The sequence below is a fragment of the Microbacterium sp. NPDC097977 genome, assembly GCF_040302605.1.
Classification (GTDB): domain Bacteria; phylum Actinomycetota; class Actinomycetes; order Actinomycetales; family Microbacteriaceae; genus Microbacterium.
In genome coordinates this window covers 1-8,998 of the sequence record NZ_JBEOUR010000103.1, presented here as the reverse complement: position 1 = coordinate 8,998, position 8,998 = coordinate 1, and the positions used below count along the sequence as shown (strand labels likewise).

General features: G+C 68.9%; 9 protein-coding genes. 5 read left to right on the top strand and 4 right to left on the bottom strand.

The window, feature by feature from the left end:
- From ABTZ43_RS16085 to ABTZ43_RS16070, 4 genes are all read right to left on the bottom strand, one after another.
- Nucleotides 1–839 (bottom strand): glycine betaine ABC transporter substrate-binding protein (locus tag ABTZ43_RS16085; protein WP_350539518.1); only part of this gene is annotated, 839 nt, incomplete at its 3' end.
- An 83-nt stretch (nucleotides 840–922) separates the two neighbouring features.
- Nucleotides 923–1,951 (bottom strand): ABC transporter permease, encoded by a 1,029-nt coding sequence (locus ABTZ43_RS16080; RefSeq protein ID WP_350539517.1) that lies wholly within the window; start codon nucleotides 1,949–1,951, stop codon nucleotides 923–925.
- Complete coding sequence (locus ABTZ43_RS16075; RefSeq protein WP_056414112.1) at nucleotides 1,951–3,255, bottom strand: quaternary amine ABC transporter ATP-binding protein; 1,305 nt, start codon at nucleotides 3,253–3,255, stop codon at nucleotides 1,951–1,953. Before ABTZ43_RS16075 ends, ABTZ43_RS16080 begins: the two co-directional genes overlap by 1 nt.
- Nucleotides 3,256–3,610: 355 nt before the next feature.
- Nucleotides 3,611–4,813, bottom strand: a complete 1,203-nt coding sequence (locus ABTZ43_RS16070; RefSeq protein ID WP_350539516.1) for a class I SAM-dependent methyltransferase — start codon at nucleotides 4,811–4,813, stop codon at nucleotides 3,611–3,613.
- A 61-nt stretch (nucleotides 4,814–4,874) separates the two neighbouring features.
- Between ABTZ43_RS16070 and ABTZ43_RS16065 the strand changes: the two genes are divergently transcribed.
- From ABTZ43_RS16065 to ABTZ43_RS16045, 5 genes are all read left to right on the top strand, one after another.
- On the top strand, nucleotides 4,875–5,531 hold the full coding sequence (locus tag ABTZ43_RS16065) for a TetR/AcrR family transcriptional regulator (RefSeq protein WP_350539515.1): 657 nt from the start codon (nucleotides 4,875–4,877) through the stop codon (nucleotides 5,529–5,531).
- Nucleotides 5,528–6,667: an ABC transporter ATP-binding protein gene (locus ABTZ43_RS16060; RefSeq protein WP_350539514.1), complete on the top strand. Its 1,140-nt coding sequence runs from the start codon at nucleotides 5,528–5,530 to the stop codon at nucleotides 6,665–6,667. The genes ABTZ43_RS16065 and ABTZ43_RS16060 overlap by 4 nt, the downstream gene beginning before the upstream one ends.
- Nucleotides 6,664–7,464 carry an ABC transporter permease subunit gene (locus ABTZ43_RS16055; RefSeq protein ID WP_350539513.1) on the top strand — a complete coding sequence of 267 codons (801 nt, stop codon included), beginning with the start codon at nucleotides 6,664–6,666 and terminating at the stop codon, nucleotides 7,462–7,464. The genes ABTZ43_RS16060 and ABTZ43_RS16055 overlap by 4 nt, the downstream gene beginning before the upstream one ends.
- Before the next feature lie 633 nt (nucleotides 7,465–8,097).
- The gene (locus ABTZ43_RS16050; protein ID WP_350539512.1) at nucleotides 8,098–8,505 is read left to right on the top strand and encodes a GntR family transcriptional regulator; all 408 of its coding nucleotides are present in this window, start codon (nucleotides 8,098–8,100) and stop codon (nucleotides 8,503–8,505) included.
- The coding region (locus ABTZ43_RS16045; protein ID WP_350539511.1) for an ATP-binding cassette domain-containing protein at nucleotides 8,502–8,998 on the top strand (497 nt) is incomplete at its 3' end. The genes ABTZ43_RS16050 and ABTZ43_RS16045, both read left to right, overlap by 4 nt.

The following is an 8,998-nucleotide window of genomic DNA, read 5'->3' as shown; positions in this document are numbered from 1 at the left end:
AACTCGTTCACGACCTTGTCTTCGAGCGAGCCGTACTGCTCGTCGTCGAGCTTGATCTTCTCGATCAGCTCTGCGGCCTCGGGGAACTCCTCGGCGAAGCCCTTCGTGCCGAGGAAGTGCAGGGCCTCAGCCTCGCCCATCGCGCCCTTGGGGTCTTCGAGGTCCTTCACGGGGAAGGCGTCATTGGCCCAGAACGGACGCCACAGCGTCACGACGACGTCCTCCTGCTTATCGGTCGCGGACTTCAGCTCGGTGAGCATCGCCGCGGTCGACGAGGTGACGAGCTCGTACTCGCTGTCGAGACCGTACTCGGGCATCATCTTCTGCGTCTGCGCGGTCAGACCGGCGCCCGGCTCGATGCCGTAGATCTTGCCGTCGAGCTCTGCACCCTTGCCCACGAGGTCCTCGATGGAGTTCAGGTCGGAGTACTCCGGAACCGCGAGGGTCAGCTTCGCGTTGTCGTAGTACGCGCCGAGGTCTTCGATGTCGTCGCCGTACTGGTCCATGTAGGACTTGTGCGTCAGCTCGGGCCACGCCGACGGGTACATGTCGACATCGCCCTGGGCGAGGCCGGTGTACAGCGGGCCCGCCTCGGTCAGCGTCTTCATCTCGACCGTGTAGCCGATCTTCTCGAGCTGGTCCTGCAGCAGGTACGCGGTGCTGAGTCCGTCGGTCCACGAGGGCAGGAAGCCCAGCGTGATCGTGCCCTTGTCGCCCGATCCGGTGTCTCCGCCGCCGGCGCCTCCACCGGTGCCGCCCATGCCGTCGCCGCTGCATCCGGCGAGGGTCAGGGTCGCTGCGGCTCCGATGGCCGCGATCGTCAGGAACTTCTTCTTCATGTGTGTCTCTCTCTCGTTACGTATATATGGGTGCTGTGTTGCTGTGTACTGCGGTGGTGCTGTTCTCTTGTGGGAGGGATGAGTCAGTGCACGCCGCCGCCGACGGCGGTGCGGCGCGGAGAGGCCTTCTCGCGCTCGGCCGCATCGGCGGCATTCTTCGAGTCAGCCACCTCGGCCGACTTGGATGCGGATGCGGATGCGGTCGACGACGCCTCAGTGGTGGCCGCCTCGAGGCGCTGCGTCGTCCGACGACGCGCGAGCAGGCCGAGCAGCGACGAGCGGTTGCTGCCGAGGTCGCCCAGCGCCGCGGTGACGCGGTCGAGGAACACGGCGATGAGCACGACGCCCAGACCCGCCTCGACGCCCTTGGCGATGTTGATGGTCGAGATCGCCTCGACGACGATCTTTCCGAGGCCGTCCGCGCCCGCCATTCCGGCGATGACCGCCATCGACAGCGCGAGCATGATGACCTGGTTGACGCCGGCGAGGATCGTCGGCATCGCGAGCGGAAGCTGGATGCCGCGCAGGATCTGCCCCGGCTTGGCGCCGAACGCCTGCCCTGCCTCGACGGTCTCGGAGTCGACTCCGCGGATGCCGAGCTCGGTGAGGCGCACGCCCGGGGGCAGCGCGAAGATCACGGTCGCGACGAGTCCGGGGACGACGCCGATGCTGAAGAACACGATCGCCGGGATCAGGTAGACGAAGGCCGGCATGGTCTGCATGAAGTCGAGCACGGGCTTGAGCACCGCGCGCACGGTGGCGTTGCGGGCCGACCAGATGCCGAGCGGCACGGCGATCAGCACCGCGATCACCGCGGCGACGAGCACGAGGGCGAGCGTCTGCATCGCCGGAACCCAGAGGTTCATGGCGACGATCAGCCCGAACGAGACGACCGTGCCGATCGCGAGCTGCCAGGAGCGCACGAGCCACGCGATGAACGCGGCGATCAGGATGATGACGATGAAGTGCGGGCTGAGCAGCGCGCGGGTGAGGCCGTCGACGAGGAAGCTGACCACGAACGAGATGACGTCGAGCAGACCGTCGAGGTTCGTCTTGATCCAGTCGACGCCCGTCGCGACCCAGCTGCCGAGGGGAATGCGGAAACCATCCATCAGCGCACCTCCTCCGTCGTAGCTGCGGCCGGCTGCGGGTCGGCCGTCCATCCGTCATCGAGCACCGCGTCGATCTCCGCCTGCGGCATCGGAAGAAGCGGCACCGTGATCTCGCCGGTCGCACCGGGGCCGGGGCCCAGCGCTGCGAGCAGGGTGATGCGCGGGATCACGCCGGTCAGTCGTCCTGCGGCATCCACCACGGCCAGCGGCAGGGGCGACTCCACCGACGGCACGAAGAGATTCATCAGCACTTCGTCTTCGCTCACGCTCTGCGGCACCGGCTTGATGATCGACTCGAGGGTCGACACGCCCTTGCGCACGAGCTTGACGGCATCCCGATCGGTGACGATGCCGAGCAGCTTGCGGTCGCGACCGGTGACGTACGTCGCCGACATGAACGCGTCGCGCATCTGGCGCAGCGCGGTGCGCGGGCCCGCCGTCTCGGCGACGACCGGGCGCGGGCGCTCCATGACGTTCGCGGCGGTGAGCACGCGGGCACGGTCGACGTCCTGCACGAACTGCTCGACGTAGTCGTTCGCCGGGTCGGTGAGGATGTCTTCCGGCGTTCCGATCTGCACGATGCGACCGTCGCGCATCACGGCGATGCGGTCGCCGAGGAACATGGCCTCGTTGAGGTCGTGGGTGATGAAGACGATCGTCTTCTGCAGCTTCTCCTGCAGTTCGAGCAGTTGCTCCTGCATCTCACGGCGGATCAGCGGGTCGAGCGCGCTGAACGCCTCGTCCATGAGCAGGATGTCGGAATCGGCAGCGAGCGCGCGGGCGATGCCCACTCGCTGCTGCATCCCGCCGGACAGCTCGGAGGGCAGCTTCTCGGCCTGACCCTCGAGACCGACGAGGGCGAGGATCTCTTCGGCCTTCTTCAGGCGCTCGTCCTTGCCGATGCCCTTGAGCTCGAGGGGGTAGGCGACGTTCGCGGCGACCGTGCGATGCGGCAGCAGCGCGAAGTGCTGGAACACCATCGAGATGCGGTCGCGGCGGATCTCGCGCAGGCGGCCAGCCGGGATGCCGGTGATCGGGTCGCCGTTGACGACGACGGATCCGTCGGTCGCCTCGTGCAGCCCGTTGAGCATGCGGATGATGGTGGACTTGCCGGAGCCGGAGAGGCCCATGATCACGAAGATCTCGCCGCGGTTGACGGTGAAGCTGGCGTCGATGACGGCGGCTGTCCCTGCGTCGCCGACGGCGGATCTGCTCTCACCGGCCTTGAGTCGACGGACGGCACTGCTCGGATTCTTCCCGAACACCTTGTACAGATTGCGCGCTTCTAGAGCGATTTCGGACACGTTTCCCCTGCGGCTCGCCTTCGGGCGGCTGAGCCTGCTTCGGTTACGCCCGGGTGATCCTCCCGGCCGTTTCGACATGGTGCTGTGGCGGCGCGGACGGCGGATTTCGGATCCACCGCGATAGAGCATCGACCGTACGTCCACGCCTCTTCGCAGCACAGCACATTCGAAAGAAGGACGTGGTCGCGGACTGGTCTTCGGGCCGTCAGGCCCATCGACCAACGTAACGAAACGGCCGGTCAGGGGCAAATCCGCAATTTCTGATGTCGTTCAGTTCCCGCCGCTGACCGGGGGATTGTGCGGGTTTCGGACAGGGCGGTGAGGCGATGCCGCACGGGCGTTTCGAGGCGCGCGGTCAGCGACGGACGCTGCGCGTCACGGTGAATTTCGGCGTGCGCTGGAGCTGCTCGGTGGTGCCGACGAGACGGGTGAGTTCGCCCCGATATCCGAGCGACGAGTTGAAGACCGTGAACAGTTCGCCGCCGGGGCGGAGCATGCGCGCGGCGGCCTCGAACAGGCGCGTCGCGGCGCCGGTGTGCACGCTGGTGCCGAGGTGGAACGGCGGGTTGAGGAGGACGACATCGGCACTCGCGTCGGCGATCTGCGATCCCGCGTCGTCGTGCATGACGGCAACGCGGTCGGCAACGCCGTTCGCGGCCGCCGTGGCGCGTGCGGAGGCCACCGCCGCCGCCGACCGGTCGGTGGCGATGACCCGCGCATCCGGGTGCGCGAGGGCGTACGAGGTGGCGAGCGCCCCCGTTCCGCAGCCGAGATCGACGACGGTCGGCGTCGCGCTCGACCCATCGTCGTTCACAACGCAGCACGGATTGTCGGGATCGGCGGGTTCCGGGGCGCTTTCACCCGGCGGGATGGCGTCTGTGCTGAGTTGTGAACCGCCGAGGCCGAGCACCTCGAGCAGGAACCGCGTGCCGATGTCGAGCTTCGCGCCCGCGAAGGCGCCGCCGTGGGCGACCACGACCAGTCCCTCATGCTGCGCGGTCACCGGGAACGGCGGCTCGGCGGGAACCGGCCGGGGCTCGGATGCCACGACGAGGCGCGACTTGCGCTCGGCGCGCTGCGCCTGCACGTGCGCGAAGCGGCGTCCGAGCACCTCGTTCTGCGCGATCGTCATGTGCTTCACGCGACCGCCGGCGACGAGCACGACGTCGGGGGCGGCCCAGCGCGCGACCGCGTCGGCGATCTCGTCGAGCTCGGCGAGGGCCTTCGGCAGCTGCAGCAGCACGAGCCCCGCCCCGCCCAGCAGTGCGACGTCGAGTTCGTGGGCGGAGAACCCGGCGAGCCCGAGCTCTTCGGCGTTGCGCGCGAGGGCGCGTCGCCCGGTCGCGAGGTCCTGATGAACGCGGATGCCGTCGAGACCGGCGGCGGTCAGCGCGAGCGTGATCGCACCGTAGTCGTCACCGATGACCACGGTCTCCCCTCCGTCGATCCCGAGCGACAGGGCGCGCTCGACGAGCAGCAGATCGGTCGCGTCGTGGGCCTGCAGATTGTCGGCCTCGACATCGGGCCAGCGGCGCAGGCGGCTGTAGGGGAAGTCCACGCCTCCAGACTACGAGCGGCTCCCCTTGACGCAGGCTGAACAGTTGTTTAGTGTGCTGTACATGCGTTCAGCAGCTGACGACCTCACCGCTCGCGCCCGCATCCGCGACGCCGCGATCGCCGCCTTCGCCCGCGACGGATTCGACGCCACAAGCCTGCGGGCGATCGCCGCGGAGGCCGGCGTCAGCCCCGCGCTGATCGTGCACCATTTCGGTGACAAGAACGCCCTGCGCGCCGAGTGCGACGAGTTCGTGGTCAGCGTGTTCATCGATGAGGAGCACGACCTCATCGAGGCGCCGACCGGCGACCGCATCCGCGCGGCCCTGCACGATCTCGACCGCTACGGTAGGTACGTCGACTACCTCTCGCGGATGCTCGTCGACGGCTCGCCCGCCGCCGATCGACTGTTCGACAGCTTTCTGGAGAGCACCCGCAGCGTGCTCGCCGAGCAGCGCGACGCAGGGATGCTCGAGCCCATGAGCGACCCCGAGCTGACGACCCTGCTCGTGACCCTGATGGGCCTCGGCCCCGTCGTGATGCGCAGTCAGATCGCGCGCGCACTGGGCACGGATCAGCTGAGCCCCGCAGGACTCATCCGCCTGACGCTGCCCACGCTCGAGCTGCTCACGCACGGCATCTACTCGACGACCGCGCTGCTCGACAGTGCCCGCGACGCCCTCTCGTCAGAGGGGACCGCCTCGGAAGGAGACGCATCATGACCGACACCGTCGAGATCGACCGCCTGCACAAGCGGTACGGCAGCCGCATCGCACTGCACGAGCTCGGTCTGCACGTGCGCCCCGGCACCGTCTTCGGGCTCATCGGACCGAACGGCGCCGGCAAGACCACCACTCTGCGCACCCTGGTCGATGTCATCCGCCCCTCGTCCGGCACGGTGCGTGTGCTCGGTGCGGACCCGCGTCACGGCGGGGCGGCACTGCGGCGACGCATCGGCTACGTGCCAGGAGAACTGCACCTCGAGGGGCGATCGAGCGGCCACCGGATGCTGTCGTTCTACGCGCAGGTGTCGGGAACGCGCGATGCCGCGACCACGCTGCGCACGGGCCGAGATCTCGCTGACCGCCTCGGCGTCGACCTCTCACGTCCCGTCCGCACGCTGTCGAAGGGCAACAAGCAGAAGGTCGGGCTCATCCAGGCCTTCATGCATCGGCCGGAGCTGCTGATCCTCGACGAACCCACCAGCGGCCTCGACCCGCTGGTGCAGCGCGAGTTCCTGCAGATGGTGCGCGAGGCGAAGGACGCCGGGCAGACCGTGCTGCTCAGCTCGCACGTGCTCAGCGAGATCCAGCAGACGGCCGACGAGGTCGCCGTGCTCGCGAACGGCCGAGTGGTCGCCGACGGCGACGTCGCCTCGCTGCGACTGGGGTCGATCCGCCGGGTGCGCGTCGAGATCTCGACGACGGATGCCGCCGCAACGCGCGCCGGCTTCGACCGGGTTCCGGGGCTGAGCGGGATCGACGCGACGGATGCCGACGGCATCCTGCAGCTGTCGGGCACGATCGACGGCGCCATCGACCCGTTCATCAAGGCGCTGGCCCCGTTCGAGGTGCGAGACCTGACGGTCGAGGAACCCGACCTCGAGGAGTCCGTGCTGCGGCTCTACGGCGACTCGGCGGCGAGCGCGGCGTCGGTTCGGACACGCGGCGAGCGCAGCGCGGGTGCTGCCGAGCCCGACGCCGGGTCCGCTGTCGAGCCCCGTGTCGATCCCGCTGTCGAGCCCCGTGTCGATCCCGCTGTCGAGACCCGTGCCGATCCCGCTGTCGAGGCGCGTGTCGAGACCCGTGCCGAGCGCCGGACGAGACGCTCGATGCGCGACGGGGAGGGACGGCGATGAACGGCATCCTGCCGGTGTTCCGGCGCAGCCTGCGCGACTCGTGGCGGAGCCTGCTCGGGTGGACGGTCGGCCTCGCCGCCGTGCTCCTCCTCTACCTTCCGCTGTACCCGAGCCTCGGCGGCAACGGGCAGCTGCAGGACATCATCTCGGCGCTGCCGAAACAGCTCGTCGAGACCATCGGATACGACCAGATCTCCAGCGGCGCCGGGTACACGCAGAGCACCTTCTACGGACTGATGGGCTTTCTGCTGCTCACGATCGCCGCGGTGCTCTGGGGTTCCGCCGCGATCGCCGGGGCGGAGGAGAGCGGACGAGCCGAGCTCGACCTCGCGCACGGGATCGGCCGCGGTCAGTACGCGCTCGAGTCGGCGGTCGCCGTGCTCGTCCGGCTGCTCTGGCTCGGGGCGTTCTCGGGCTTCGTCGTCTGGGCGCTGAACGACTCCGCCGAACTCGGCCTCGAGGGCTGGCGGATCGTCGGCGCCAGTGCGGCGCTCACCGGACTCGCGTTCCTCACGGCATCCGCAGCCCTGCTCGCGGGGGCGGCGACCGGGCGCCGGGTCTGGGCGACCGGTGTCGGTGCAGGGATCGCGGTGGTCGGGTACATCCTGCAGGCGCTCGCCAAGCAGTCGACGGATCTCGACGGGCTGAACGCCCTCTCGCCGTACGCATGGGTCTACCGGCAGTCGCCGCTCGCCGACGGTGTCGATCCCGGCGGCCTCGCGTTGACGTGGGGGCTCGCGCTGCTGTTCGTCGCGGCATCGGTCGTCGCGCTGCGCGCCCGCGACCTGCGCGGCTGACGCCCGGGGGGCGGATGCCGCCGGGGGCGGATGCCGCCGGGGGCGGATGCCGCCGCATCCGCCCCTTTCGCGCACCCGCTCGCACGCTCGCGCGCGCCCGCTCGCCCTCCCGCTCGCCCTCCCGCCACCGTGCGGGGCCACTTCCGCACCGCCCCACCCAGCGGGGCCACTTCCGCACCGGAATCGAGCTTCTCCGATGCGAAAGTGACCCCGCCCAACTTCGCCCGGGCGCCAACAGCCCACGCTGTGCGGGGCCACTTCCGCACCACCCCGGACAAGGCCATTTCCGCACCGCCCCCCACCCAGCGGGGTCACTTCCGCACCGCCCCACCGAACGGGGCCACCTTCGCACCGGAATCGAGCCTTTCCGATGCGAAAGTGACCCCGCCCGACTCGGGTCGGCAGCGAGGGATGCGAAAGTGACCCCGCCCAGTGGGGACGCGGCGGCAAAGGTTGCGAAAGTGACCCCGCCCAACTCGGCTCGACTGGACTCGGCTCGGCTCGACTCGACCCGACTCGACTCGACTCGAGGATGCGGATGCACGCAGAGGCCCTCGCTAGAAGGGTTGACACGATCCAGGTTCGGTGGTTACCTAGTCGAGTAACTAACCCACTAACCACCGCGGAGGACTCGTGATCGACGAAGGCAAGCCGCTCTTCCTCCAGATCGCCGAGCAGATCGAGGACTCCATCCTCGACGGCTCACTGGACGAGGAGGCGCAGGCCCCGTCGACCAACGAGCTCGCCGGCTTCTACCGGATCAACCCCGCGACCGCAGCGAAGGGAGTCGCCATGCTCACCGACAAGGGAGTGCTGTACAAGCGCCGCGGCATCGGCATGTTCGTCGCATCCGGGGCCCGAGATCTCGTGCTCGGCGAGCGTCGAGCGGCCTTCGCCGACCGCTTCATCGACCCTCTCCTCTCCGAGGCCCGCACGCTCGGGCTCGGAGCCGAGGACCTCGCCGGCCTCCTCCGCGAGCGCGCGGCACAGACAGTCGCAGATCCCGCCGCACCCCGACCAGAAGGGAAGACCGGAGCATGACCGCCGTCATCGAGGTACAGAACCTCACGAAGCGCTACAAGGACACCCACGCGCTCGACAACATCTCGCTCAGCCTCGAAGGGGGCGCCATCTACGGCCTCCTCGGCCGCAACGGCGCGGGCAAGACGACACTCATGTCGATCCTCACCGCCCAGAACTTCGAGTCCTCCGGCACCGTGCGCGTCTTCGGGGAGCACCCCTACGAGAACTCGCGGGTGCTGAACCGGGTGTGCTTCGTGCGCGAGAGCCAGAAGTACCCGGATGACGCCTACCCGCGTCATGCCTTCGCCGCGGCGCGCCTGTTCTTCGAGAACTGGGACCAGGACCTGGCCGACGAGCTGATCGCGGAGTTCCAGCTGCCGATGAAGCAGACGATCAAGAAGCTCTCGCGGGGTCAGCTGTCTGCCGTCGGAGTCATCATCGGACTCGCCTCCCGCGCCGATCTGACCTTCTTCGATGAGCCCTACCTCGGCCTCGACGCCGTGGCTCGGCA

Excerpts from the sequence above, each read along its gene's own strand:
- ABTZ43_RS16055 (WP_350539513.1), top strand. The coding sequence starts at position 6,664 with ATGAACGGCATCCTGCCGGTGTTCCGGCGCAGCCTGCGCGACTCGTGG.
- ABTZ43_RS16060 (WP_350539514.1), top strand. The coding sequence starts at position 5,528 with ATGACCGACACCGTCGAGATCGACCGCCTGCACAAGCGGTACGGCAGC.
- ABTZ43_RS16065 (WP_350539515.1), top strand. The coding sequence starts at position 4,875 with ATGCGTTCAGCAGCTGACGACCTCACCGCTCGCGCCCGCATCCGCGAC.
- ABTZ43_RS16080 (WP_350539517.1), bottom strand. The coding sequence starts at position 1,951 with ATGGATGGTTTCCGCATTCCCCTCGGCAGCTGGGTCGCGACGGGCGTC.